At 68.1% G+C, this 25,671-nt stretch carries 18 protein-coding genes; 1 reads left to right on the plus strand and 17 read right to left on the minus strand.

Annotation, left to right across the window (positions count from 1 at the left end; genetic code table 11):
* Positions 1-12 precede the first annotated feature (12 nt).
* Entirely contained in the window at positions 13-2,073 is a 2,061-nt protein-coding gene (locus G6N34_RS10540; RefSeq protein WP_163645364.1) for an NAD-dependent epimerase/dehydratase family protein, read from the plus strand.
* Here the strand turns inward: G6N34_RS10540 and G6N34_RS10545 are convergent.
* The 17 genes from G6N34_RS10545 to G6N34_RS10625 form a co-directional block, all read right to left on the minus strand.
* Positions 2,064-3,284 carry an NAD(P)/FAD-dependent oxidoreductase gene (locus tag G6N34_RS10545; protein WP_085151204.1) on the minus strand — a complete coding sequence of 407 codons (1,221 nt, stop codon included), beginning with the start codon at positions 3,282-3,284 and terminating at the stop codon, positions 2,064-2,066. The two genes, G6N34_RS10540 and G6N34_RS10545, sit on opposite strands and share 10 nt — an antisense overlap.
* Positions 3,285-3,315: 31 nt before the next feature.
* Positions 3,316-3,945: an HhH-GDP family DNA glycosylase gene (locus tag G6N34_RS10550; RefSeq protein ID WP_085150889.1), complete on the minus strand. Its 630-nt coding sequence runs from the start codon at positions 3,943-3,945 to the stop codon at positions 3,316-3,318.
* A gap of 92 nt (positions 3,946-4,037) precedes the next feature.
* Positions 4,038-4,424: a nitroreductase/quinone reductase family protein gene (locus tag G6N34_RS10555; protein ID WP_085150890.1), complete on the minus strand. Its 387-nt coding sequence runs from the start codon at positions 4,422-4,424 to the stop codon at positions 4,038-4,040.
* A 127-nt stretch (positions 4,425-4,551) separates the two neighbouring features.
* On the minus strand, positions 4,552-5,316 hold the full coding sequence (locus tag G6N34_RS10560; RefSeq protein WP_085150891.1) for a DUF72 domain-containing protein: 765 nt from the start codon (positions 5,314-5,316) through the stop codon (positions 4,552-4,554).
* A 102-nt stretch (positions 5,317-5,418) separates the two neighbouring features.
* Positions 5,419-6,459 carry an LLM class flavin-dependent oxidoreductase gene (locus G6N34_RS10565; protein WP_085150892.1) on the minus strand — a complete coding sequence of 347 codons (1,041 nt, stop codon included), beginning with the start codon at positions 6,457-6,459 and terminating at the stop codon, positions 5,419-5,421.
* Positions 6,460-6,610: 151 nt separating this feature from the next.
* Positions 6,611-8,947, minus strand: coding sequence for an endopeptidase La (gene lon, locus G6N34_RS10570; RefSeq protein WP_085150893.1), 2,337 nt, complete (start codon positions 8,945-8,947; stop codon positions 6,611-6,613).
* Between the two features lie 155 nt (positions 8,948-9,102).
* Entirely contained in the window at positions 9,103-10,500 is a 1,398-nt protein-coding gene (locus tag G6N34_RS10575) for a mechanosensitive ion channel domain-containing protein (protein ID WP_085150894.1), read from the minus strand.
* Complete coding sequence (locus tag G6N34_RS10580; RefSeq protein ID WP_179965742.1) at positions 10,500-12,650, minus strand: adenylate/guanylate cyclase domain-containing protein; 2,151 nt, start codon at positions 12,648-12,650, stop codon at positions 10,500-10,502. The genes G6N34_RS10575 and G6N34_RS10580 overlap by 1 nt, the downstream gene beginning before the upstream one ends.
* A 124-nt stretch (positions 12,651-12,774) precedes the next feature.
* Positions 12,775-14,085: an alpha-amylase family glycosyl hydrolase gene (locus G6N34_RS10585; RefSeq protein ID WP_085150896.1), complete on the minus strand. Its 1,311-nt coding sequence runs from the start codon at positions 14,083-14,085 to the stop codon at positions 12,775-12,777.
* Positions 14,082-14,561 (minus strand): nucleoside deaminase, encoded by a 480-nt coding sequence (locus G6N34_RS10590; RefSeq protein ID WP_085150897.1) that lies wholly within the window; start codon positions 14,559-14,561, stop codon positions 14,082-14,084. The genes G6N34_RS10585 and G6N34_RS10590 overlap by 4 nt, the downstream gene beginning before the upstream one ends.
* 28 nt (positions 14,562-14,589) lie before the next feature.
* Positions 14,590-16,326: an ABC transporter ATP-binding protein gene (locus tag G6N34_RS10595; protein ID WP_085150898.1), complete on the minus strand. Its 1,737-nt coding sequence runs from the start codon at positions 16,324-16,326 to the stop codon at positions 14,590-14,592.
* Entirely contained in the window at positions 16,323-18,905 is a 2,583-nt protein-coding gene (locus G6N34_RS10600) for an ABC transporter ATP-binding protein/permease (RefSeq protein ID WP_085150899.1), read from the minus strand. The genes G6N34_RS10595 and G6N34_RS10600 overlap by 4 nt, the downstream gene beginning before the upstream one ends.
* 92 nt (positions 18,906-18,997) lie before the next feature.
* Positions 18,998-20,671 (minus strand): tetratricopeptide repeat protein, encoded by a 1,674-nt coding sequence (locus tag G6N34_RS10605; protein ID WP_085150900.1) that lies wholly within the window; start codon positions 20,669-20,671, stop codon positions 18,998-19,000.
* A 119-nt stretch (positions 20,672-20,790) separates the two neighbouring features.
* Complete coding sequence (locus tag G6N34_RS10610) at positions 20,791-21,648, minus strand: type IV toxin-antitoxin system AbiEi family antitoxin (protein WP_085150901.1); 858 nt, start codon at positions 21,646-21,648, stop codon at positions 20,791-20,793.
* Between the two features lie 219 nt (positions 21,649-21,867).
* Positions 21,868-23,475 (minus strand): SulP family inorganic anion transporter, encoded by a 1,608-nt coding sequence (locus G6N34_RS10615; protein WP_085150902.1) that lies wholly within the window; start codon positions 23,473-23,475, stop codon positions 21,868-21,870.
* Positions 23,476-23,486: 11 nt separating this feature from the next.
* Complete coding sequence (locus tag G6N34_RS10620; protein ID WP_085150903.1) at positions 23,487-24,179, minus strand: cysteine hydrolase family protein; 693 nt, start codon at positions 24,177-24,179, stop codon at positions 23,487-23,489.
* Positions 24,176-25,591, minus strand: coding sequence for an allophanate hydrolase (locus G6N34_RS10625; protein ID WP_085150904.1), 1,416 nt, complete (start codon positions 25,589-25,591; stop codon positions 24,176-24,178). Before G6N34_RS10625 ends, G6N34_RS10620 begins: the two co-directional genes overlap by 4 nt.
* Between the last annotated feature and the right edge of the window lie 80 nt (positions 25,592-25,671).

Consider the following 25,671-nt stretch of genomic DNA (forward strand, 5'->3'; position numbering starts at 1 on the left):
GTCGGGATAATAATGCATATTCTGATTACCGGCGCTGACAGCGTGATCGGCCAGACGGCCGCCGCGCGACTCGCCGCGGCGGGGCACCGCGTGGTCGGAGTTGTGCAACGCACGCCGAGCGGCCTGGATCGCCGGGTCGAATGGGTGCGCGCGGGACTCGAGGCCGCGGCACTGCAGCGGCTCGCAAACTCCGCGGACGCTGTGCTGCATCTTGCTCCGATCGAGCCGGACGTGCCGCACAGCGCCGGAATCGCGGGTGTCGTGCAGGTCAGCCACGTGGCGGCGCGGGCGGGTGCACGCCTGCTGTTCGTCTCGCAGGCGGCCGGGGACCCGGCGCTGTACCGACAGGCCGAGGAACTGGTCGCGTCGAGTTGGACCCCCAGCCTGATCATCCGCGTCGCCGCACTCGTGAGCCGTCAGCGCGACTGGATGGTGGACCGGACCGCCGCGGCGATCGGATCCGCGGACGTCGACACCAGGGTGCGGGTGCTGCACACCGACGATCTGCACCGGTTCCTGCTCCGCTCGATCGGCTCACATCGCACCGGCACCGTCGACCTGGGCACCGAACCGGTGCCCGCCTCGTCGGCCCGCCGGTGGCTCGACGGCGCCGGGCGGCGACGGCGCCGGGGACCGGCCTGGCCCGTGCTGCATGCGCCGCTGGACACCGGCGCCCTGCGCAACGAGTGGGACTTCAGCCTGGGCTGGGGTGCGGCCGAAGCCCTGGCCGATATGGGCCGCACTGTGGTCGCCGGTCCCGTCATCCCGGTCGCCGAGGTGGTGACGCCGAGTCCCGGAGCGCGCGCGAGCACCCACTCCGGGGAGTTCGACGACACCATCGCGGCCGCGTTCCCGATGTTCAGCGCGTGGGGCACCTCCGACGCGCTTCCGGGACCGCTGACCCCGATGACGATCGACGTCCAAGGCCGCGGTCTGCGTGCGGCGCACCGGGTCACATCCGAAATCCTCGGCCTGCGAGGCGAACTCGCCGGTGAGTGGCAGCACCGTTCGACCGCGGTGTTCGGGCATCGACTGTTCACCGGGGTGTCGGTGTCCGAGGCGGTGGCCGCGACCGTGCCGCAGGCCATGCGGCGGCCCGCGGTGATCGCGCGGCTGTCCCAAGTGAGCCGGCACTACACCCGCTGGTGTGACGACCATTCGCGGCTGCCCGGACATGCCGGTGGCAGTTGGAGCGGTACGACCGACGCCGGCCTGGACACTCGACTCCTGCTGTTGCGGGACCGGATTGCGCAGGGCTGGACACTGGCCTCGATGGGGTCGCTCGTCGAGAACCTTCTGCTGCGGTTGGTGGATCGGGATCTGGCCGGGATCCCGTCGCCGTCGGAGATGACGGCTACGCCGCACCTCGCACAGGCGACCGCGCTGCTGGCCGCCGAGCTGCGTCGCAACCCGCGGTTGCGCGAGATCGCGAAATCGGGAGACCTGGGTGCGCTGCGCACTGAGTCGCCGTCGGCCGCGGCATCCATCGCCGCGGCGATCGGTCGCGTCGGACACCGCGGACCCGGTGAGGCCGAACTGGCCAATCCGGTGACAGCGGATTCCCCAAGCCAGCTTCTCGCGGCGGCCGCGCTCGCGGTCGAGGTTGAGCCCGAGCGCGTCGTCGTCCAGGGTCGGCGCGGTCTGCCGACTCCGCTGCGCCGGGCCGAGGAGATCCGAAGGGCGCGGGAACTCGTCTGGGATGTGACGATGCGCAACACCCATGAGCTCCGAACCGCCCTGCGCGCCAAGGGTGCTCGCCTGACGGCCAGCCGCAGGCTGGCCGCGGCCGAGGACATCTGGTACCTCACGCTCGACGAGGTTGTCTCGCCGCCGATCGGCACCCGGTTGGTGGTTGAGCGCAGGCGCGCGGAACGCGAACGCCTGCAGGCGTTGTCGATGCCGCAGACCATCTCGGTGCGCTGGGTCCCCCTGCCCGTCGCGGACGACGACGTCGAGGTCGGCGACGTGCCGGTGAACGGGGTCGCCGCGAACGGTGCGGCAGCCCACGTGACGGAACTCGAACCGCAGGTCCAGGGTCAGGCTCAGACCCTGGAACCGCAGGTTCAAGCCTGAGCGGTCGCGAGTCGGTCGGCGTCCACGGTCTGCCTGGACCTGATCAACTCCTTGATGTCATCGAGGCCCTCCCAGATGTTGACGTTCATCCCGGCCAGGACGTGCTGATCTGAGTCCAGCCAGAAGGCGGTGAACTCCCGACCCGGCACGTCACCGCGGAACACCACCCGGTCATATCCCGCGGCGTGCCCGACGTACTCCATGCCGAGGTCGTACTGATCGGTGAAGAAGTACGGCAGTTCGTCGTACTGCGCCGGCGGATCGCTGCGGCCCATCATGTTTCGGGCCGCCACCGCGGGTTGTTTGAGCGCGTTGGCCCAATGCTCCGTGCGAATCCTGGTGCCCAGTAATGGGTTTTCGGCAGTGGCGATGTCGCCCACGGCGTAGATGTCGGGGTCGCTCGTGCGCAGTGAGGCATCGACGCGCACACCGCCGTCGGCCATGTCCAGGCCGGCCTGCTGTGCCAACTCGACGTTGGGCGCGGCCCCGACTGCGACCAGCACCGCGCGCGCGGTCACGGTCGATCCGTCGTCCAGTATCAGACCCGTCGCGTGGCCACCCTCGACGGTGATCTGCCGAACCCCGGTGTTCAGGCGCAGATGGACACCGTGTTCGCGATGCAGGGCGGCGAACACTCGGGCAACCTCCTCGCCCATGGCCGCCAACAGGGGAAGCTTCGCGGCTTCGACGACCGTCACGTCGGCGCCCCGTTCGCGCGCCGCGGCAGCCACCTCGAGGCCGATCCACCCGGCGCCCACGATGGCCAGCGTCATTCCCTTGGCCAGGACGCGATCGAGTGCCTCGGACTCTTCCACGGTGCGCAGGTAGTGCACGCCGGCCGCGTTGGCGCCGAGCAGGGCGGGGTGTCGTGGCCGGGAACCCGTGGCAAGGAGGAGTTTGTCGTAGGCCACGGTCGACTCGTCGGGCAGTGACACGGTGTGCCCGGACGGATCGACCGCGCTGACTTCGGTGCCAAGGCGGAGGTCGACGTCATGATCGCGGTACCAGGCGGCCTGCTGCACGGTGAAGTCGGCGAGCGACTTCTTGCCGGCCAGGAATTCCTTGGACAGAGGCGGGCGCTCGTAGGGCAGTTGTTCCTCAGCGCCGAACAGGATGATGTGACCGTCGAAGTCGTTCTCGCGCAAGGCCTCAGCGGCCTTCGCGCCGGCCAGTCCGGCGCCCACGATGACGAATGTGGTGGATCTTGACATCTGCACCTCCGTTGGAACGGTCGATCGTCGGCTAGGCGACCTCTGCGAACAGGTCGTCGTTGAGCGACACCCGGATCAGCGCTGCGGCCAATTTGGCGCACCTGCGGGGTGTCAGCGCGCCGAGTGCGGCGGGGGTGCCGGGCAGTCCGAGCCTGCGTGCCGTGTACAGCGCCCGGTCGTCGAAGTAGGGGCGCACCCAGGTCCAGGTGTCCTGCACCTCGCGCAGGAAGATCGCGGCCCCGGTGTGCCCGATGCCCGTGAACTGCTCCAGACGCCGATGCGCCTCGCCGACGTCGCCGTGACATTCGGCGGCGAGGCGGCGCAGATCACCGCCGTAGTCGTCGCGCAGTTTCTCCGAGATCGCGACGATCCGGGTGGCCGAACTCTCGTCGTAGCGGGCATACCCCGCCCGACCGAACGCTGAGATGAGCTTCGCGCGCGGAGTGGTGAGCGCACTGTGTGGCGTGCGGGCGCCCGCGGCGAACACTTCCCGGGCCGCCGCCACCGCGGTCTCGGACCCGATCGGCTTGGCCGCGAGCATCGCGAATGTCAGAACCTGAAACAGGGGCATGGGCGAATCGGCCAGGCGGATTCCCGCCTCGGCCGCGTACGTGGTGCCGGCGCGCCTTATCAGCCGCCGGACTTGTCTCGTGGCGTCCATGTCGGTCGGCTACCCCCGGTCGGGAGCGCTGACACCAGTCTGACAGAGATTCGGGGGATAGTCGCCGGGCGAAATCCTCGTCGCGGGGTGCGTCAGTCGAGGTCGATGCGGATGGTGAGCAGATCGCTTCCCATCAACCGCACGACCGCGCTGTTGAGCGTGGGCAGCCCACCCAACCGGGCGACGGGGTCGTCGTCGGGAAGCAGATGCGCGGTTCCGGTGCGCCAGGTCCCGTGAAGCCGCACGCGCACCGCGGGGTTCGCCTTGATGTTCTTGACGTAGTCGGAGTGCTCCCCGTGCTCGGACACCAGCCAGAACTGGTTGTCGATCAGCCTTCCGCCGACCGCCGTTCGCCGTGCCTGGCCGGACTTGCGGCCCGTCGTCTCAATCATCGTGACCGGCAGATTGCGCCCGATCGGGTTCACGGCGAGCCGCTGCACGGTGTGTACGACGCGGCGTTTGAGTGTGTTTGCCCCCATTCGCGCGAGTCTAAGTCGTGGGCACCCCTTCTGCCGAGCGCCCGTGTCTGTCCGGGGACACGCCGTGTCTGACGTACAAAAGGGGACCGTCAGCGGCGCGGTGCCGGGCGGAGGACCGAGCGAGACCTCACCCCGTGACTCTCGATCGTCGGGGTGCCACGTTCTCCAGCAGAGCCTTGAGGCTGCGGGCGTTGTGGACGGCATTGCCCTCACCGTCGTTGTTGAAGTACACCAGTACGTCGTGGCCCTGACCGCGCCACTCGTCGATCCGCTGCGCCCACCATTGAAGATCCTGCTGCGAGTACGAACCGGCGTAGAGGTTCTGACGATCGGGTCCGTGCATACGCACGTACACCAGCCGACTCGTGGCTCGCAGCACGCATGGCAGGTGCGCACCGCTCATCACGACGTAACTGGCGTTGTGCCGCTCCAGAATCCGGTACACGGCGTCGTCGTCCCAGGACGGGTGGCGGAACTCGACGGCGACCGGAATCCAGTCCGGCACCAGGGTCAGGAACTCGTCGAGAAGTCGGTCGTCGCGGGTCAGGTCGGGATGCAACTGCGCGAGCAGCGCTTCGCGCCGGTCGCCGAGCGCACTCCAGCAGCGTTCGAACCTTTCCACCCACGCCTCTGGGTCACGTAGACGACGGAAGTGCGTCAGGCCGCGATGAGCCTTGACGCTCATGGTGAAACCGTGGGGGAGGCGTTGCTGCCACCCTGCGAAGGTGCTGTCCTTGGGCCAGCGGTAGAAGCTGGCGTTGAGTTCGACCGTGTCGAATTCGTGCACGTAGTGCTCGAGCCTTCTGCCGACGGGTGTGCCGGGCGGGTACAGGACGTCCTTCCAGTGGTCGTAGGACCACCCCGACGTGCCCACCCGCACCCCGCCCGTCATGCCCGCGAGCCCCCTCCACATTCCCGCGACCGCCCGTGTTGGTACGGGGACACGCCGTCATCTGCGTACAAGGGCGGGCGCTCATCGTCGCGCGTAGGGGTATCAGGAAACAGCACTTCCATCGCTGGCGGGTTCCCACGCCAGGCGCGGTCCTAACTTCTCGGCGAGGTCACCGATGATCTGTGCGTAGTCGTCGGGCGCGAAGGTGAACGGCAACGCGAACGCGATCTCGTCGGCGCGTTGGAACCCGGCGTGGGCGTACAGCTGATCGGCGAGTTCGTCCGCGGGGCCGACGTAGTCGGGGGCGAAAAGCATGCCGCGCGGCCGCTGCGGGGTCTTTGTGCGCTCGAACCTGCTCGCCGCGTACTCGCGGTAGCGCCTGATCTGGTCATCGGTGGCGGAGTCGGTCGGAATCACCACCAATCCCTGTGAGACACGGGCGTTCTCGACGTCGGGATGGTGAGCGCGGTACGCATCGATCTGCTGGCCCTGGATGGTGGCGAAGTCCCGAGACTCGGTGCCCTCGGTGCTGACGACGGAGCTGGTCAGGTAGTTGATGCCCTGTTCACCCGCCCAGACCGCCGACGACAAGCCGCCGCCGTACCAGACACGCGAGGCCAACCCGGGAGAGTGGGGCTGAACTCGGTTGGTGAACTGCTCGATGCCTAGTGTGCCCGCGAAGTCGCTGACCGGGTCGCCGCGCAGCGCCGACAACAGGCGCAGCACCCGACCCTTCGAAAAGTCTTCCAACTCATGGGTGTTCGGATACAGCGCGTGCTTGTAGTGCTCGTAGAGCATCGGCGTGCCCACCGAGACACCCGGATTTATCCGCCCGCCGGACAGGATGTCGACGGTGGCAAGGTCCTCGGCCAACCTCAGCGGGTTCTCCAGTCCCAGTGGGATGACGGCCGTGCCCAGTTCGATGCGGCGGGTGCGCTGGCTGGCCGCGGCCATGATCGCGACGGGGGAGGAGATACCGGGTTGAAGATGCCGGCAGCGCAGCCACACGCTGTCGTAGCCGAGTGCCTCAGCGCGCTCGATGACGTCGAGGGTCTCCTCGATGCCGGGCCGCGGGTTGCCGGCGTCGAACCTGCCGATCGTCAGGAAACCCAGCTTGCGCAGCGGCCCTCCGCGTCGTGGCATGTCCGTCACCTTCCTCCGTCAGCGCCGCCGAGGCCCCACGAGCGTGCGGGCTTGTACGCGACACACCGTGTCAGACCGTACAAACACGCACGCTCGCGGGGAATTCCCCAGCTGCTCGGGGAATTCCCCAGCCTGCTCGCGGAGGTGTCTCCTAGGCGGCCTGGTGGGCCACCTCGGCCGCGGGTTCGAGCGCCAGCGCGACGATCTCCGCGACGTCGGTCATCGGCCGCACCTCGAGCGCGTCGAGCACCTCGGCGGGCACATCGTCGAGGTCGGGCTCATTGCGCTGCGGGATGAACACCGTCTTCAGCCCGGCCCGCTGCGCGGCCAGCAGCTTCTGCTTGACCCCGCCGATCGGCAGCACCCGGCCGTTGAGCGTGACCTCACCGGTCATGCCCACGTCGCCGCGGACCTGCCTCCCGGTCGCCATCGACACCAGCGCGGTCACCATCGTCACACCGGCCGACGGGCCGTCCTTCGGGACTGCACCCGCGGGCACGTGCACGTGGATCTTGCGGTCCAGCGCGGCCGGATCGACGCCCAGTTCGCGGGCGTGCGAGCGCACGTAGGACAGCGCGATCTGCGCCGACTCCTTCATCACATCGCCCAACTGACCGGTCAACTGCAGACTCGGTTCACCGTCAGTCGAACCGGCTTCGATGTAGAGCACGTCACCGCCCAGGCCCGTGACCGCCAGACCTGTGGCCACGCCCGGCACCGCCGTGCGCTCGTCGGAGTCCGGCGTGAACCGGGGACGGCCCAGGTAGTCGACGAGGTCGGGTTCGTCGATCGTGATCGCCCCACCTCCGGCCGCGAGCTTGGTGGTCACCTTGCGCAGCGCCTTGGCCAGCAGTCGTTCGAACTGCCGCACACCGGGTTCACGGGTGTAGTCCGCGGCGATCTTGCGCAGCGCCGCATCGGTCACCGTGACCTCGTCGGTGGTCAGCGCGGCCCGCTCGGCCTGCCTCGGCAGCAGGTAGTTGCGGGCGATGGCCACCTTGTCGTCCTCGGTGTAGCCGTCGATCTGCACGAGTTCCATCCGGTCCAGCAGCGCCGACGGGATGTTCTCGATGACGTTGGCTGTGGCCAGGAACACCACATCCGACAGGTCGAGATCGAGATCCAGGTAGTGATCGCGGAACGTGTGGTTCTGCGCGGGGTCGAGCACCTCGAGCAGGGCCGCACTGGGATCGCCGCGGTAGTCCGAACCCACCTTGTCGATCTCGTCCAGCAGCACAACGGGATTCATCGATCCGGCCTCGCCGATCGCTCGGACGATGCGGCCCGGCAGCGCGCCGACGTAGGTGCGCCGGTGGCCGCGGATCTCGGCCTCGTCGCGCACGCCGCCGAGGGCGACGCGGACGAACTTGCGACCCAGTGCGCGGGCGACGGACTCGCCCAGCGACGTCTTGCCGACGCCGGGCGGCCCGGCCAGCACCATCACCGCACCCGAACCGCGCCCGCCGACGACGGCCATTCCGCGCTGAGCGCGACGGGCCCGCACGGCCAGGTATTCGACGATGCGGTCCTTGACGTCGTCGAGTCCGTGGTGGTCGGCGTCCAGGATGGCGCGCGCCGCCTCGAGATCGGTCGAGTCCTCGGTGGTGACGTTCCACGGCAGGTCGAGGACGGTGTCGAGCCAGGTGCGGATCCACCCGCCCTCGGGGCTCTGCTCGCTGGAGCGCTCGAGCTTGCCGACCTCACGCAGTGCGGCCTCGCGCACCTGATCGGGCAGGTCGGCGGCCTCGATGCGGGCCCGGTAGTCATCGGATCCCTCGGGTTCGCCCTCGCCGAGTTCCTTGCGGATGGCGTTCAACTGCTGGCGCAGCAGAAACTCCTTCTGCTGTTTGTCCATACCGGCCCGGACGTCCTCGGCGATCTTGTCGTTGACCTCAACCTCGGCCAGGTGCTCGCCGGTCCAGCCGATCAGCACGCGCAGGCGCTCGTCGACGTCGACGGTCTCGAGCAGTTGCCGCTTCTGTTCATCAGTCAGGTACGACGCGTAGCCGGCCGTGTCGGCCAGGGCCGACGGGTCACTGAGCCGGTTGACGTAGTCGATGATCTGCCAGGCCTCGCGGCGCTGCAGCATCGCCAGCAGCAGCTTCTTGTATTCGGCGGCCAGGGCTTTGGTGTCGGCTGTGGTGGCGGTCTCGGTGATCTCGGTCACTTCGACCCACAGCGCGGCACCCGGCCCGGTGGTGCCGGCGCCGATGTGGGCGCGGCGCTCACCCCGGACGACGGCCGCGGTGCCGCTGCCGCCGGCGATCCGGCCGACCTCGACGATCGACGCGATGACGCCGTGGGTGGGGTAACGGTCGTCGAGCCGGGGAGCGATCAGCAACTTGCCGAATTCGCTGGTCCGGGCGGCTTCGATCGCGACCATGGCGCTGTCGTCCAGGGCGATCGGCACCACCATGCCGGGCAGCACGATCGGGTCTGCGATGAACAGCACGGGCACGGCGATCGGTGTGGAAGTGGTTTCAGGCATCAAACCTCCAAAGTTGATTCTGATGCGCTCAACCTTGGCGGAGTCTGGTTTGTTCCCGAGGGGAGTTCCCGTGGGGCGTCCCGCAGGGGTCGCTCACCGGGCCGGAACGCGACCAATCACGACAACTCGCCGCGGGGTCGGTGCCCAGATGCCTCTCACTTCGTGGTGTTCAACGCCTCGGCCAGATCCCGGCGTCGTTCGTCGATCACGTGGCCGATCTCGTGCAGCAGTGAGGGCTGACCAGACACCAGGTCCTCGAGCTCCTCGCGGCCGACCTCCAGCATGGTGACCTCGTCGAGGGCGATCGCATGGGCCGCGACCGGTTCTCGGGTCAGGGTCGTCTGGCCGATGAAATCGCCGATGTCGAGCGTGCGCACGGGTACGTGAGCCCCGTCGGGCGCCACGGCCCGCAGTTGCACCATGCCCGCGATGACGAATCTCATCGAGTCGGGGACCGTCCCGGGTGCCTGCACCACCTCATCGGCGCCGTACCGGATCAGTCGCACGTTCCCGAGCAGCGACCGCTGCGTCGCCGGGGGGAGACGCAGCGTCCGCCCCACGATCTGCAGCGCGTCCCATCGCCTGTCCTCGCTGGAGAAGGTGTCCTCGGCGCCGTCGAGGTGCAGCTCGGTGCGTCGGGCGGCGTACCACAGCCACCGCAGGAAAGTAGCCTTGGCGGCGCCGTCCTCAGCGGGACTGCGCAGCGGAATGGAGGTCCGATAGCGGTTGCCGCCCAGAGGGATTGCGCTCGGCACGGCGTCCGTGCGAAGTTGCGGAAGTGCAGTTGCCACCCGGGTGAGCACGTCGATCACCACATCGGGGGCGTCTGCCCCACTGAACTCGGTCTCGACGACGATGCGGTGCGCGCCCGCCGGGCGACTCAGGTTCGTGAACGACGCACCGGCCAACACCGAGTTCGGCGTGATGGTGAGCCCGTCGCCGGTCTCGATGTGCACTGCGCGCCAGTTGACCTCGACGACACGGCCCCGCCCCGCCGGCGCGTCGATCCAGTCGCCCATCTGGAACGGCTGCTCGAAGAGCATCAGCAGGCCGGAGACGATCTGGCCCACCGAGTTCTGCAGCGCCAGGCCGAGAACGATCGAGGTCACGCCCAGCGCGGTGAACAGCCCGCCGACGTTGGCGCCCCAGACGTAGGAGAAGATCATCGCCAGGCCCAAGGCGATCAGGACGACCCGTCCGACGTCGAGGAAGATCGACGGAATGCGTTTGCGCCAACTGCCTTCCGGCGCGCCTTGGAACAGAGTCGCGTTCAGGCCGGACAGCAGCAGGATCAGGATGACGAACCCGAACACCGTCGCCACGATCCGCACGGGCGTCGCCTCGGTGGAGACCTCGCTGGCTTTTATCAGCAGGATCAGCAGCGCCCCGAGCGGGAGGATGTAGTTGCGCACCAGGCTGAGTGGGCGCGCCAGGTTGCTGCCGCGCCGATTCAACAGGTTCTGAAGTTCGGTGAGCAACACCAGGAGCACCGGCAGCCCGATGGCCACCACCAGCGCCCAGTGGAACCACGGCGCGGAGAGGACGGAGTTCATCAGTTCTTCTCCGTGAGCCGCCAGAGCGGCTCACCGTCAGCTCCGTCGGGGCCGCCGTTCGGGACCTCACCGGCAGACACGAAGCTCTTGAATTCGCGCGTCATTTCGTAGACCGCCGACGTGACGTAGATGCCGGGTTGGCCGGGGCCGCTCTGCGCCTGGTAGGCCAGATTCACTGCCGCGCCCCACAAGTCGTAGATGACGTTGGTTCGACCCACCAGTCCTGATGTGACAGAACCGGTGTCAATGCCGGCGCGTAGCGCCAGATGGTGCCCGGTCTCGGCGTTGAACCGTTCGATGATCTCGGCCATCTCGATGGCGAAGTCGACGGTCCGGCGGGTGCTGTCCAATCGCGGGACATTCAGTCCGCAGCTGGCCAGGTAACCGCTGCGCATGGTCCGCACGCGCTCGACACCGATGCTCTCCGCGGCCGCGTCGAACTGACGCACCAGTCGATTGACCACGCCGAGCAGGTCGTCGGAGGACAGCGTGGTGGAGAGTTCGTCGAGGCCGACGATGTCGGCGAACACCACTGTGACGTCGCGGTGCTCCTGCGGCACCATCTCCTCGCCCTCGCGGTACCGCTGCGCAACTGATTCGGGCATTAGGGACAGCAGCAGGCGATTGTTCTCCTTGCGCTGTTCGTTGATGAGGTCTTCCTTGACCCGCAGATTGCGCGTCATATCGTTGAACGCGGCTGTCAGATCGCCGAACTCGTCGCGGGAGAGCACGGGGAGGGTGGTGTTGTAGTCGCCGCCGCTGATCCGTTGGGCCCCGGCTTCGAGGCGGCGGATGGGCCGAACGAACATCCGGGCCAGGAACATCGAGGCCAGGCACACCAGGAAGATGATGGCCACCGTGGACAGCACGAGTCGTCGCGTGAAGTCGGCCACCGGCGCGAACGCCTCGGCGGTGTCGACCTTGGCGATCAGCGACCAGTTCAGACCCCGGATGTCCACCGGGGCATAGGCCTGCAGCGTCTTGTTGCCCAGGTAGTCCTCGGTGACGACGGTGCCCACCTCGCCGCGCTGCGCACGGGTGACCCCCTCGCTGTGGATGGGCTGGACCAGAGTCGTGCCACCAGATCTGATGGCCCGGTCGGCGACCTCGCGGGGCGTGCCGGCGGCAACCACCTCCTGCCGGTAGCGCTCCGGATCCTCCAGGAAGACGCGCGAATCCGAGCGCATCAGGCCGTCGGGTCCGGCGAGCAACGCTTCGCCGGTGCTGCCCATGCCGACGTTCTCCCAGTGCCGGTCGGCCGTCATCAGCCGATTGATCTTGGTGATCGGATACTGCAGTGCCAGCACCCCTTCGATTCGTCCGGGTTCACCGATCGGGGAGAGCAGCCAGGCGGTGGGCTCGTTGTACGAGGGCAGGTATTCCGAGAAGTCGGTGACCTCGACATAGTCGACGGTGTTGGTGGCCACGGCCCGCTCGAACGCGTCCTCCAGTTCGTGGTTCCGATACGGCCCGTGGTGGATGTTGGTGCCCAGGTCCACACCCTTGTACGCCGTGTAGACGACCGTGCCATTGGTGTCGATCAACAGCGCGTCCTCGAACTCGAACCGCGACACGACCTCTCGGAAGAAGTCGGTGTAGCGCGCATTCGCGGTGCTCCACATGCTGCCGTCGCGCGCATCGTCGAGATCGAGCGCATAACTCACGGTGTCGTAGGGCGCGGTGTAGTGGGCCTGAAGGTACTTCTGCGCGTTGGACTGCGGCAGCAGTCCGGCGATGTCGATCTCCAGGTCCGAGGTCGAATCGACCTTCGGCTTGAACTGGTCCTCGTAATAGTCGACGAGGGACTGCTGCTGCGCGGGTGTGATCGTCGTATCCCGCAGTTCCGCGAATCCGCGGCTGAATTCGCGCATTGCGTTGATCGCGGTGGAACCCCGGGTGTAGATGACCAGTGAGTCCTCGAGGTCATCGAACTGGGTGGCCAGTTGTCGGTTGTAGGCCTCGCGCAACTCGGTCAGGCGCTCGAAGGCGGCATCTCGTAGCGAACTGCGTCCGGACTGATAGCCGATGGCTCCGACGATCGCGGCCGACAGCACGCTGGTGAGCAGCAGCATCACGAGGAGTTTCGACTGAATGCTGACTCGGGACAGGACGCGTCGGCGGCGGGGCGAACTTATTTCGGCCGCATTCATGGATTCACCACGGCGAGAATGGTAGCCGTTTTCAACAACTTTCGTCACAGACTGGTAATAATCTAGTTAACGCAGGCAAACTACTTCTCGGGTTCCGCGCCGGATTGCCGCGTTTGCCGGAGCCTCAGCGAGGCTGCAGAACCAGCCATCCATGCGGTGGCACCGAGGCCTCGGTGACCACCTGCTCCGGCGGTGCCGCAGTCCCGGCCAGCATCAGCGCCTCACCGCGGTCCACGTCGGAGAGTCGCAGACTCAGCGCGTCATCGGTCAGGTTGAGCGCCACGATCAATGCATCCTCACCATGGCGGGTCTCGTAGACATAGTGCTGGTTGTCCAACCGCAGCGCGGTCGTCCGGGCCCGGTGCAGCCACGGGTGGCGGCGGCGCAACCCGATCAGGAACTGATGCAGACCGAATGTCGCGGCCCCGGCGTCATCGACAGGCAACGGGGGAGCGGCGAATTCTGGGCGGATGGCATCGTCGCCACCCACCCTCTCCTCCTTGAGGCCGCCGAATCCGAACTCGTCACCGGCATAGATGCTGGGCACGCCGCCCGTGGTCATCAGCAGCACGAGGGCGTGCGTGACATGTCGGGCGTCGTCGAGTTGCGTGGCGATGCGGGTGACGTCGTGGTTGCCGATGAACGTCAGTGGGACGAACGTGTCGAGGAAGTCGTTGTGCCGCTGCAGCGCCCAGTCCAACTCGTGGAAGTTGCGGTCGTTGAGGCCGCTCCAGATCGCTTTCCACAGTTCGTACTGCGTCACCGAGTCGAAGCCCGCGGCGTCGACCATGGCCGCGTAGTCGCCGTGGATGACCTCAGCGACGAACCACGCATCGGGATGTCTGTCCCGCACTCGGGGCAGCACCCGCGACCAGAACTGTTGTGGCACCGCATATGCCGCGTCCAGGCGCCAGCCGTCGGCGCCGCGATCCAGCCAGTGCGCCATGACCTCGGTGACATGGTCGGCAACCACGTCACTGCGATGGTTGAGGGTGATCAGCTCACCGTGGCCCTCGAAGGTGCGAAACCCGCCGGGGCGCCCGACGAACCACCGCGCAGCGTCGGCGTCGCCGGCCAGGGCAGCGACGTGCTGGGCGAAGTCGACGCCGACATGGTTGAACACGCCGTCGAGCAGCACCCGCAGGCCGCGTCGGTGCGCCTGATCGATCAGGTCGTCGAAATCCGTGTCATCGCCCAAACGCGGGTCGATCTGAAAATGATCTGTCGTGTCGTAACCGTGTGTCCGCGACGCGAATACGGGTCCCAGCGCGATGCCGGAGGCGCCGAGGGTGACGGCATGGTCGAGCCAGGCCGTGACGCGGCGCAGGCGGTGCTCGTCGGGAGTCGGTGGTGTGGCAGCGGGGAAGGCGCCGACGAATCCGAGAGGGTAGACCTGCCACCAGAGGGCGTGCTCGACCCACCCGGGTTCGGTCACGGCCGAAACCTGGCCTCGTACAGCGACTTCATCTCGGCTTCGAACGCCGGCACCGGTCCGTCCGCCACGATGCGCGGCGCGACCGTGGTGATGGACAGCGCCGCGACCGGCGACGGCGGGCAGTCCCACTCGTGCAGCCACTGCGAGAGCTGCGCGGACGACGTGGCATAGACGATGCGGCCCAAGCCCACCCACGCGTGCGCGGCCGAGCACATGGGGCAGTGCTCGCCCGAGGTGTACACCGTGGTCCGGATCCGACGCACGGGAGGGATGTTCTGCGCGGCCCACCGCGCAATCGCGAACTCGGGGTGCTGTGTGGCGTCACCGCCCTTGACGCGGTTGCGGTCCTCGAACAATCGCCTGCCGTCGGCGTCGATCAGGACGGAACCGAATGGCTCGTCGCCGTCCTCGAGGGCCTCCCGCGCCAACTCAACGCAACGAGTCAGATGTCGCACATCCTCATCGGAGACAGCCACGGTCGCAGTCTACGCACCGCGCGGAGAGCTACGCGTTGGCGATCTGCCACTCGGCCGCCGCGCGCTGCTGAGTCCAGAACTCGGCGAAACGGCCCCCCGCGGCCAGCAGTTCGTCGATGCTGCCGTCCTCGATGATGCGGCCCTCGTCGACGAACAGCACGCGGTCGGCGTGCCGGATGCTGGCCAGCCGGTGCGCCACGATCACCCGGGTGCGTGGTCGCAGGTCCGCTGTGAGCGCATCGACCACGGCCGCCTCGTTCTCGGTGTCGAGCGCACTGGTCGCCTCGTCGACGAGCAGCACCGGCGCCGGCTTCACCAGCGCGCGGGCGATGCTCACGCGCTGTCGTTCGCCGCCCGACAACGCGCTGCCCGCCTCACCGACCTGCGACTGCACACCGTCGGGCAGGTGCGCGCTGAGTTCGTCCACCCTGGCCAGGCGCGTCGCGGCGGCGACCGTGGAGTCCTCGGCGGCGGGGTCGCCGACCCGCACGTTGTCGTCCAGCGTCCCGTCGAAGAGATACGGATGCTGGAACACGACGCTGATGGCGGCCCGCCGCGCCGCGGGGTCCAGGCTTGCCACGTCGACACCGTCGAACAGCACTCGGCCGCCAGTGGGTTGGTGCAGCCCCGCGATGAGCGCCAGGATCGTGCTCTTACCGGAACCCGAGGGCCCGACGATCGCGGTGGTGGTCCCGGGTTCCAACGCGAAGCTCAGGCCGTCGAGCACCTTGGCGTCGCCCTGGTAGTCGAACTCGACCTGATCGAACTCGATGCGCGGCGCGGTCTGCGGCTGCGGCAGTGTGCCCGCCCCCGCCGCGAGGGTCGGCGCGTCCAGGACCGCTCGGATGCGGCCGAGGGTCGCGCGGATGGTCTCGATGGCCGGCGCCAGCTCACTGAGCATCGTGAAGGGTTCGAGGTAGCGCACGATGACGACGATGAGCGCAATCGCTTCGGGGACAGCGAGTTCGCCGCGCACGGTGAGCAGTGTCGTCATGCCGGCGAGCAGGATCAGCGCCAGCTGACTGGCCAGACTGAACAGGATCTGACCGGGCACCTGCAGCGCCAGCAGTCGCACCGTGGCACCGTGCTGCGCGGTGAGCGCGGTGCTCACCAGGCTGCGGGCCGGTTCGACCCGACGTGCCGCGCGCAGTGCCTGCTGGGTGCGGGCGAACTCGATGAGCCGCTCGGTCAGCGCGGTGTTGGATTCGTCGGCGACCTTGTCGGCGCTCCGCGACAACCGGCCGGAGGCCCACATGGCGCCCAGCAGCACCGCGACACCGGCCAACGCCGCGAGCCCGAGTTGCGGCGAGATCGCCAGCAGCGCCACGGCGATCGCGGCGGGCAGCAGGATCGCGCCGATCAGCGGTGTGAGCAGGTTGACCACGAGTCCGACCAGTTCGGGTCCTGTGGACGCGATGGCCTGCCGCGCGGTCGCGGTGTTCTCGGCCGTCAACCAGTTGAGTCGGACGTTGGGCAGACGGTCGGCCACGTCGTGCTGGGTGTGGTCGAGCACCGCGAAACCCAGGTCGAATCCGAGTCTCGCCGTGGTGGTGTCGACGACCCAGCCGGCGACGGTGACGACGCTCAACCAGCCCAGCCAGGCCCACGCGTCACCGGGGGAGTCCCCGAACAGCGCCGCCACCAGGGGCACGAGCAGGACTGTGCCCACGGCGCGCAGCAGCACCGACAGCAGCGTCAACCCGGTGTATGCGCCCACCCGGTTGCGCCGGTCGGCGGGAATGAGCGCCAGCAGCGTGCGGATCATCGGTTCGCCTCCTGCATCTGCGTCGAATTGGTGCGTCCGGTGTCCCACAGCGCGCGGTATCGGCCCGCCGTGGCCAGCAACTGCTCGTGGGTGCCGGACTCGGCGATCCGGCCCCGATCGAGCACAACGATCTGGTCGGCGTGGGTGATGGTGTGCAGGCGGTGTGCGATCACCAGCACCGTGCGGTCCCGCGTCAGGCGGTTCAGCGCCTGCTGCACAAGGTATTCCGACTCGGGGTCGGCGAATGCCGTGGCCTCGTCGAGGATCAGCACGGGGGTGTCCGCGAGGATCGCGCGGGCGATCGTCAGCCGCTGCCGTTCGCCTCCTGACAGGCCTGAGGCCGCGCCGAGGACGGTGTCGTAGCCCTGCGGAAGACGCAGGATCCGCTCGTGGATCTGGGCGTCGCGGGCCGCGGCCTGGATCCGGTCGAGGCTCGCATCGGGGTCCGCGAGCGCGATGTTCTCGGCGACCGTGCCGTGCACCAGTTGGGTGTCCTGCAGGACGAATCCGATGCGGCGGTAGAGGTCGTCGGCCTCCAGCGTGCGGATGTCGGCGCCGTCGACGCGGATCGCGCCCGCGTCGACGTCGTGGAACCGTGCGAGCAGGGCGGCCAGCGTGGACTTGCCCGACCCGGACGGGCCCACCAGCGCGGTGATCGTGCCGGGTTCCAGGCGCAGCGTGACGTCGTCGATGACCGTCACGCCCGGCCGATAGGAGAACGTGACGTGGTCGAACTCGACGGTGCCGCGGGAGGCTTGGGCAACCTCACCGTCGTGCCGGGACAGTTCGGCCTCGTCGAGCGCGCCCTGGATGCGCCGGGCCGCGAGCATGCCGCCCTGGATCCCGCCCACGCCGTAACCGATCCCCAGCAGGCGAGTACCGAACGTCGTGCCGAGGAAAAGGAACGGCAGCAGATTCACGGGGTCCATGTGGCCGCTCACGATCAGCGGGGTACCGACCGCGACGATGAGCCACAGGAAGGTCCCTGGCCGCGTGACCAGGTCCATCCACGTCTTCTTCCCGACGAACGGGCGCTGCCAGGTGACCAGAAAGTCGATGTACTCGTCGAGGCGGCGCCGGAAACTCGACGCGGCCGCGCCGCCGAAGATTCGGACCACGGGTTGCCCCTCGAGGTAGGCGCCCGCCTCGCCGCCCATCCGCTCGGTCCACCGCTGCGACTGCCCGATCTTGGCGGCCGATTGGAACGACATGTTCGACATCAGCAGCAGGGCCGCCAGGACAGGGACGAACAGGACCAGTGCCAGTCGCCAATCGACGACGAACAGGTAGACGAGCACCGCGACGGGCGCGACGACCGCCGCCACCGCGTCGGGAATCGCGTGCGTGACCAGATAGTGCAGTGCGAGCGTGTCGTCCTGCACGAGTTGTTTGATCGACCCCGACCCGCGCGCGGTGAACCAGCCCAGCGGCAGCCGCGAGAGCTTGGTCAGCAGGCGGGCGCGGACGTCGCGGGCGAAGCGGGCGTCGATCCAGTGCAGCCACAGCGTCAGCGCCGCCGCCAGGACCGTGCCCGTTCCGAGCAGCCCGATCGCGGTCAGGCCCAGCGACCACAGCCGGCCCTCCTCGGCGCCGGTGAGCAGCAGTCGGGACAGCTCGACCAGCAGCACGAATGGGGCCAACTGCACCAGCGTGATGAGCGTCTGCAGCACGCCGGAGATGATCAGCGGGGTCTTGAGCGGGGCGAGCAGGCGGCCCGCGCCCTGCGCACGCCAACTGCCCTGGGCGGGGGACTTGGCGGCAGGGGCTTCCGGTGCCTCGGGTGTGGGCGCGGGTGTGGGCGCGGTTTCCGTGTCCGGAGCCTCGTCGCCGCGGCGCGACCCCATCGCGCGGCCCTCGGTCCAGTAGGCCTGCGGATGCATCTCGGATTTGGGGAAGCCGAATTCGTCGCGCAGTCGGGTGCGCAGGTGTTTCAGTGAGCCGGCCTCCGGCCCCATCCAAGCGTACCAGTTGGACCAGTCCCGCGACTCGACGGCCGCGGCGAACGAGGTGACGCCGTCGCGCGGCACCCAGTGCACGCGCAGGCGCGGGTGCTCGGCCAGCGGGATGAGCTGGTCGTTCTCGTCGTGCTGTTCGAGGTAGCACTCGATCGGCAGGTCGTCCGGGACCGCGCCGATGATGCCGCGGATCGCGGGGATCGAGGCCGAGTCGCCGATCAGCAGGTATCCGGCCGGACGGCCGTCCGGGTCGTCGGCGACGCTGAAACCGCGCGAGCCGAGGCTCACCACGGGGATGGAGTCGCCGGGTTTCGCGCTGCGCACCCAGGTCGACGCCGGGCCCGAGGGCTCGTGCAGCACCACGTCGATCGCGAAATGGCCCGTGTCCGGGTCCGCCTCCGACAGCGTGTACGCGCGCTGGAACTCGGTGTCGGAACCCTCGGGGTCGGGGAACCAGAACCGCAGCCACGCGGTTGGCTCGGCCACCGCATCGTGGAACACCGTCGGCGACACCATGCGGACCCGAAGGAAGTGCGGCGCCAGTTCGACGGTCTCGATCACCGTCGCCTCGTGGTCTCGTCCGCCGAATCCGCGCAGCATCACGCCCTGAAAACCGCGTGCCATCTCCCGGTCCTCTCCCGCGACGCCCAGAGTGGCCGCGTCGTCATCGATCGACGAGGACTAAGGTTAGCCTTAGTGAAGATGCGGTGGTGTGCTCAGCCCCGCGAGAGGGCCTCCACAGCGCACGCGCAGGACGCTTTGACCGGCACGTCGGCTCGGGCTTTGGCCAGATCCAACTGGCGTCCGATGATGTTCGCCTCGGCATCGCGGCCCAGCCGGCGCAGGCACTCGTGGTATCCGTGCAGGCTCCACAGGTTGCCCGGATGCTGGCACGGTCGGCTCAGCGTCGGGTCCAGGCCCAGATCGGCCTCGTAGACCTTCGCGGCCTCTTCGGCGCGGTCCTGCTCGAGCAGCAGCGCCCCCAGGGCGTGCCGGGTGGGTTGCATCCAGCCCCACGGCTCGTCGTAGGGGAGCGAATCATCGAGTTCGATCGCGCGCCGCAGATGCGCGAAGGCGGCCTCGAAATCGCCTTCTCGGTAGGAGATCTCGCCGTCGAGCATGGCGGCTGCGACGGCCAGGATGTCGCGGCTGGTGTTGTTGAACAGGTATCGGCTCTCGGGGATGGTCTCGTACGCGGCCGAGAAGGCGTCGCGCTCTGCTTGAGCTTGGGCCAGTTGGCCTTTCGCGGCGTGTGCCACACCCTTGCCGTAGTGCAGGGTGGCCGTGGTGGTGCAGTACAGCTGCGGGTCGGCGGGCAGCGGTTGAGCGATCAGCTCGTCCCACCGGCCGAACCGCACCAGGACGTGGGTGCGCAACGGGACAAACGCTTCGAGCCAGTCGGCCATCGGCGGTGACTCGATGGACAGCAGTTCCGGCGTCAACTGCTCGGCGAGTTCGTCGGCCGCCTCCAATGCCATGCGGGACTGCCCGCTGAACATCGCGGAGTAGACCACGAAGTGCAGGTCGTGGGCGCGGTAGAGCGAGTAGAAGTTCAGCGGGCCTTCGCGCTCGACGAACTTGCGGTCGGCGGCCACCGCCGCCAGATTCGACTCCACGGCACTGCGATAGTCGCCGCACAGCACGTCGAGGTGTGTGGGCATGTGCTGCAGATGCCCGGCATCGGGGACCAGTCCCCGCAGCAGATCGGCTGCGGGAAGCGCGGTTTCGGGATGCGCCGACATCTCCATGGTGTGGATGTAGATGTGCAGCAGGCCCGGATGGGCGCGGCCCGCCTCGGTGGCCAGCGCGGCGTCGAGGATGCGTGTGGCCTCCACGACGCGTGATCCCGGGGCGGGTTCACCGGTGCTGATGTCCCACAGCGCCCACGCGGTGACATTGACCAAAGCGTCGGCGGTCAGCGTCTGCACGTCGATGTCGTCCGGGTAGGCCTCGGCGAGCTCGGTCATGGCGTCGGCGTAGGCGCAGTGGCCAGCGGCCAGCGCCTCGGCATCGTCGGGGTCATCGGTGGGGAAGCGCCTGCTCAGTGCGTCGATAAGGCCGAGTTCGGCCGGCGTGGTCCGGCCATTGCGGGCCAGTGTCAACTCCATCCGCGCGCGGGCCAGCGAAGCTGCCAGGTCGACCGGGTCGAACGCGTCCCAGGCCTTGTTGTAATTGGGGCCCACCGAGTAGGCGATGCCCCAGCGTGCGATCGCCAGGTCCTGATCCAGCGCCAGGGCCTGCTCGAAGCAGCGCACGGCCTCGTCGTGATTGAACGCGTAGGCCCACACCAGTCCTCGGTCGAACCACACCTGCGCCTGAGGCGACGGTGTGTCCACCTGACGGTGGTACGTGCCCAGGTCGTAGTAGTCGGCGTCCGGCTCCAGAGTCACAGGCGAACTTTAGTCCCGCGAGCCGCCTTCGTCAGTCTTTCTCACCCGTCCCGCGAGGCTGTTGTTATCGAGGAATTATGCGAGTGGAGGCGTCGACAACTACAGGCTCGAGGGGCGGATTACGGCTTGCCGTCCCACCCGCGGGCCAGCAGTGCCCGTCGCGCTCGCTCCACGGTCTCGTCGTCGTTGTCCTCTTTGAACACCCGCAGCACCTTCCAACCGAGTTGTGCGAGCTTCGGGAGCACCCGCTGATCCTTCAGATACTGCGCCCGGTCGGTCTGGTGCTGCACGCCGTCGTACTCCACGGCCACCATGTACTTCTCCCACCCCATGTCGAGCATGCGCAGCACCCAGCCCCGTTCCGTTACCGCCGGGACCTGCGTGGCCGGGCGCGGCAACCCGCCATCGATGAGCTTCAACCGGATCCGTGATTCGGGCGGTGACGCGGCGCCGCCGTCGACCAGCGGAAGCAGTTCACGAGCTTGGCGGACACCGCGTGCACCTCGATAGCGCCGCGTGAGTTCCATGGCGGCGTCGATCTCGAACCCTGTCGCGGCCTTCAATGCGTCGAGACGAGCGATCGCTGTGTACCTGTTCCGGATGTGCCGTGCCAGGTCGAATGCGGTGCGCTCGGGTGTGGTGACGGTGACGCAGTCGAGCACCGTGATTTCGTCGGGGGCGGTCCGCTCATCGCGTGCCACGATGCCCGCGGGTGGTCGGGTGTTGTCCCAGATCATCTCGACGTCGATGTCCTCGGCGATCCACCGCGCTCCATACAGGGCCGCGGCGGCCTGGCCCGCGACCACACCTCTGCGGTGGGTGCGCAGCCACGCGCCGTCGATGCGCTCCTCCAGATTGAGCGAGTATCCCTTGGGGACGTAGATGTTTCGTTGTACGCGCCGATACCACCGGCGGAGCTCATATTCGGTGACCGTACCGGCGGCGAGGGCCTGAGTGCCGACGATGAGCTTGCGCATCTGCGCATCGTGGCACCGGCACCCAAAACCCACCGTCGCCCATCCCCAGGCCCCGCGAGGCTGTAGTCACCGAGCGTTTGTGCGAGTGGAGGTGTCGATAACTGCAGCCTGGGGGCGACGTGCCGCGAGGCTGTAGTCACCGAGCGTTTGTGCGAGAAGGGGCCTCGATAACTACAGGCTCGGCGGGAAAAGGGTGGGGCTCCGGAAGAAGCCCCCTCCTCAGTGCCCCGCGACGATGTCGGCCTCGTCCAGTTCCTCGGGGTCGGCGGGGGTCTTACCGCCGGGCAGAAACCAGTACGCGATGCATGCCAGGCCGAAGAACACATAACCGAGTGCCACCGAGGGATTGGCCGCCCACGTCACCTCGGGCGCATGGATGAGCCCGATGAACGACAGCACCGCACCGACGGCCGAAGCGAGGGCAGCGTAGAGGAACTTCTTGTCCAGGATGAAGGTGACCATGGTGCCCAGGATCAGGCCGACCAGAATCGCGCCCTCGCCAAGGGTTTTCAGGCCCTCATAGACCACACCGGCGCCGCCCAGGGCCTCCATGCCCACCTCGGCCGCTGACGTGCCCGCCGCGTTGAGCGCATTGTCGATCTGCGTCTTGGCCCATTCGGCCAGGTTGGGCAGCAGCGCGGCGACCACGGCGATCGCGTGCAGGCGTGGCACGGCCTGGAACGCCTGAGCTCCGATCAGCAGACCGATGTAGAGCAGGATCGGCACGATTGCTGGCGTCGGAAGCAGTGAGGCGAGCACCCCGAACAGCCCGAGAAAGCAGAACAGCCCGATCACCAGGCCGCTGGCCAGCGAGTAGCCCGCGCGCCCGCCGGCGTCCTTCCAGCCGGGGTGCCCGATGTAGACCGCGGGCGGGAACGGCGACCCGAACGCCGATCCGACGACGGCACCGGCCCCGTCGGCCAGCAGCACGCTGCGCAGGTTGTAGTTGTCGCCCGCGGCCGCGGCGCTCTCGACGTTGCTCATGGCCTCGGTGAAGTTGTACACGCCCAAGGGGATTGCGGTGCCCAGCAGCGGGGCCAGATTGGACAGGCCCGAGAACAGCAGATCGAGTCGCAGGTCCGGGATGCCGATGGCGATGTCGGACACCGCCTGGCCGACGTCGGGTGCAGACATGTACCCGCCAATCCACCCGATGGCGGTGCCGACGAGCAGTGCGGCCAGGCCGACCGGAATCCCGAACGGAAGTTTCACGTCGGTGAAGAAGCCGATCAGGATGATCGCGAGCACGGGCAGGCCGATCCAGGCCACCTCCCACATCTGGGCCGCGGGTCGCATCGAGATGAACGTGATGGAGATGCCGGCCAGCGTGCCGAGCATCGCCGCGCGCGGCGTGAGCTTACGGATGTAGGGGCCGACGAAGGCGCCGATCATCACGATCACGCCGATCATGAATGCCCACGCCAGGCCGGCGGTCCAGGCCTGGATGGCGTCGTCGGTGTTGAGGTACACCGGCAGCATGACGACGAACACCACGATGAACATGTGCGGCACGGACGGCCCATACGGCAATGCCGTGACATCCGTTCGGTTCTCGCGCCGCGCGAGTCGTCGCGCCAGGAAGGTGTAGTAGAGGTTGCCCAGGACCAGTGCCACACCGAGAGCGGGCAGCACCGTGCCCAGCACATCCCCGGCGGGGACGCCGACGACGCCGATCATCAGGCCGGTCAGTGTCAGGACGTTGACCAGGATGTTGAATCCGAGGCCGAAGAAGGCGTTGGTGTCACCCCGTGTCCACCAGGGGATCGACAATCGCGCTGGACTCTCGGACGGGGGGTCGGCGGGCGTGGTGGTGGTCTCGGTGCTCATCACGGGTCCTTTCAGGCGGCGCTGACGGCGAGGATTGTGAGGGCTGGGATCACGGACGCGCTGTCGGCCACCCAGCCGAAGATGCCGCCCTGCGCGGCGATCATCTCCAGGCCAACGCGCTGAAATTCAGGGAAATACGAACCGACGCAGTCGGATACGACGAGGCATTCGTAGCCGCGGTCGTTGGCCTCCCGGGTGGTGGTGTGCACGCAGACCTCGGTGGTGACACCGGTGACGAGCAGTTGGGTGATGCCGGCCGCGGTCAGGATGTCCTGCAGTTCGGTGGCGTAGAACGCACCCTTGCCCGGTTTGTCGATCACCACCTCGCCGTCGATGGGCGCCAGTTCGTCGACGATGTCGTGGCCGTACTCGCCGCGGATCAGGATGCGGCCGTACTTCCCGTCGTCGCCGATGCGTTTCGATGGGGCGCCACGGGTGAGCTTGGCCGGCGGGCAGTCCGACAGGTCCGGCTCATGGCCCTCTCGGGTGTGGATCACCATGATTCCGGCGTCCCGGGCGGCCGCGATGAGGGCCGCCAGCGGTGGCACCACCTTGAGCAGTTGGCCGACGTCGTTACCCAGGCTTTCACCGAATCCGCCGGGCAGCAGGAAGTCTCGCTGCATGTCGATCACGATGAGGGCGGTCCGGCCCGCGATCAGCGGGTACGGGGACGGTGCGGCGGGAATCTCGGTGGTCTCTGTCATGAGTGCTCCTCGGGGACGGCGAAGGTGAGATCTGCTGCGGGCGTGTCGAGTCGGGTGGCCTCGCGTGGTTCGTCGAGAATCCGGGCGGCCAGGTGCAGTGCCGCGTCGTCGCGCTGGGCCGCGGACAGCACGGTGACGCTGTGGGGGCGACCGCCCGTGGTGGTGCCGACGGGGATGGCCACACCGAGGAGGTCGAGCAGATTGCCGAAGTGCGTGTAGTGGCCCAGGGTGGTGTTCGTGGCGATGGGTGCGGCGACCACCTCGTCGACGGTGAACGTCGTGCCGATCGTGGGCACCACCAGGACGTCGATGTCGCGCCAGACCCGGCCGACTTGGGCGCGCAGTTCCTGGAGGCGCTGCAGGGCGGCGAACGCGTCGACCGCGCTGTACTTCTCCCCGCTGCGCAGGATGTCGCGCACGACGGGATGGATCGAATCGGGTTGGGCGGCCAGGAACTCGCCGAACACCACGAGGCGCTCGGCCACCCATGGCCCCTGATAGAGCAGTTCACCCGCGGCCAGGAACGGCGCGAGGGACACCTCCACGGTGTCGGCCTGGCCGGTCAGTCGCTCCCGGAAGGCCAGATGGGCTCGACGCATGTCGTCGTCGCCGAAGAACTCCAACTCGTCGACCGCGGGCAGGCCCACCGTGAGCGGGTGTCCGGAGTGCCGCGGTCCGCGGTCCCGCGACCATGGGTCGGCGTCGTCACGCGCGGCCATCACGTCGAACACACGATCCACGTCGTCGATGCAGGACGCCATCATCGTGATGCAGTCCAGGGACTTACATGCCGGGACCAGACCGACTGTGCTGATCAGTCCGCGCGATGGTTTGAAGCCGATCACGCCGTTGAGTGCTGCCGGCACTCGGCCGGATCCGGCGGTGTCGGTCGCGACGGCGAACGGAACCTGCCCGAGTGCGACGGCCAGCGCCGAACCCGAACTTGACCCGCCGGAGATCATGTCGCCGCCGAACACGCTGCGCGGCACGGTGTATGGCGTGCGGGTGCCGTTCAGACCGGTGGCGAACTGATCCAGGTTGGTCTTGCCGACGTACAGCGCCCCCGCGTCGAGCAGGTGCTGGACCGCGGGAGCGGTGTGCGTAGCGATGTAGCTGTAGTCCGGGCACGACAACGTCGTGGGCACGCCTGCGACGTCGATGCTGTCCTTGACGCCGAACGGCACGCCGTACAACGGGAGGGTGCGGGCGTCGGGACGGCGTTCGATCTCCGCCGCGGCTGCCAGCAGATCCTCGCGCGGAACGGTCGACAGCCATGTCCCGTCGTCGCCGCGGGCCGCGATCGCGTCGGCGACGCGGGCTGCGGTCTTGGTCGGCGAGCCGGTGCCGCCGGCGTGTGAATCCAGGATCTCCGCAATCGACGGACCCAGATTGGGCCCTGACACAACTCCCATAACTGTCGATTGTCGACAGAATCATGGCAGTCGCGCGTCGCCTGTGTGTCGATCGTGTAAGCAGGTCTGCGCAGGTCAGG

The sequence above is a fragment of the Mycolicibacterium confluentis genome (assembly GCF_010729895.1).
GTDB classification, from domain to species: domain Bacteria; phylum Actinomycetota; class Actinomycetes; order Mycobacteriales; family Mycobacteriaceae; genus Mycobacterium; species Mycobacterium confluentis.

What these genes read in the sequence shown, in the direction of transcription:
- G6N34_RS10540 (WP_163645364.1), top strand. Translation starts at nt 13, where the DNA reads ATGCATATTCTGATTACCGGCGCTGACAGCGTGATCGGCCAGACGGCC.
- G6N34_RS10545 (WP_085151204.1), bottom strand. Translation starts at nt 3,284, where the DNA reads ATGTCAAGATCCACCACATTCGTCATCGTGGGCGCCGGACTGGCCGGC.
- G6N34_RS10550 (WP_085150889.1), bottom strand. Translation starts at nt 3,945, where the DNA reads ATGGACGCCACGAGACAAGTCCGGCGGCTGATAAGGCGCGCCGGCACC.
- G6N34_RS10555 (WP_085150890.1), bottom strand. Translation starts at nt 4,424, where the DNA reads ATGGGGGCAAACACACTCAAACGCCGCGTCGTACACACCGTGCAGCGG.
- G6N34_RS10560 (WP_085150891.1), bottom strand. Translation starts at nt 5,316, where the DNA reads ATGACGGGCGGGGTGCGGGTGGGCACGTCGGGGTGGTCCTACGACCAC.
- G6N34_RS10565 (WP_085150892.1), bottom strand. Translation starts at nt 6,459, where the DNA reads ATGCCACGACGCGGAGGGCCGCTGCGCAAGCTGGGTTTCCTGACGATC.
- lon (WP_085150893.1), bottom strand. Translation starts at nt 8,947, where the DNA reads ATGCCTGAAACCACTTCCACACCGATCGCCGTGCCCGTGCTGTTCATC.
- G6N34_RS10575 (WP_085150894.1), bottom strand. Translation starts at nt 10,500, where the DNA reads ATGAACTCCGTCCTCTCCGCGCCGTGGTTCCACTGGGCGCTGGTGGTG.
- G6N34_RS10580 (WP_179965742.1), bottom strand. Translation starts at nt 12,650, where the DNA reads ATGAATGCGGCCGAAATAAGTTCGCCCCGCCGCCGACGCGTCCTGTCC.
- G6N34_RS10595 (WP_085150898.1), bottom strand. Translation starts at nt 16,326, where the DNA reads ATGATCCGCACGCTGCTGGCGCTCATTCCCGCCGACCGGCGCAACCGG.
- G6N34_RS10600 (WP_085150899.1), bottom strand. Translation starts at nt 18,905, where the DNA reads ATGGCACGCGGTTTTCAGGGCGTGATGCTGCGCGGATTCGGCGGACGA.
- G6N34_RS10610 (WP_085150901.1), bottom strand. Translation starts at nt 21,648, where the DNA reads ATGCGCAAGCTCATCGTCGGCACTCAGGCCCTCGCCGCCGGTACGGTC.
- G6N34_RS10615 (WP_085150902.1), bottom strand. Translation starts at nt 23,475, where the DNA reads ATGAGCACCGAGACCACCACCACGCCCGCCGACCCCCCGTCCGAGAGT.
- G6N34_RS10620 (WP_085150903.1), bottom strand. Translation starts at nt 24,179, where the DNA reads ATGACAGAGACCACCGAGATTCCCGCCGCACCGTCCCCGTACCCGCTG.
- G6N34_RS10625 (WP_085150904.1), bottom strand. Translation starts at nt 25,591, where the DNA reads ATGGGAGTTGTGTCAGGGCCCAATCTGGGTCCGTCGATTGCGGAGATC.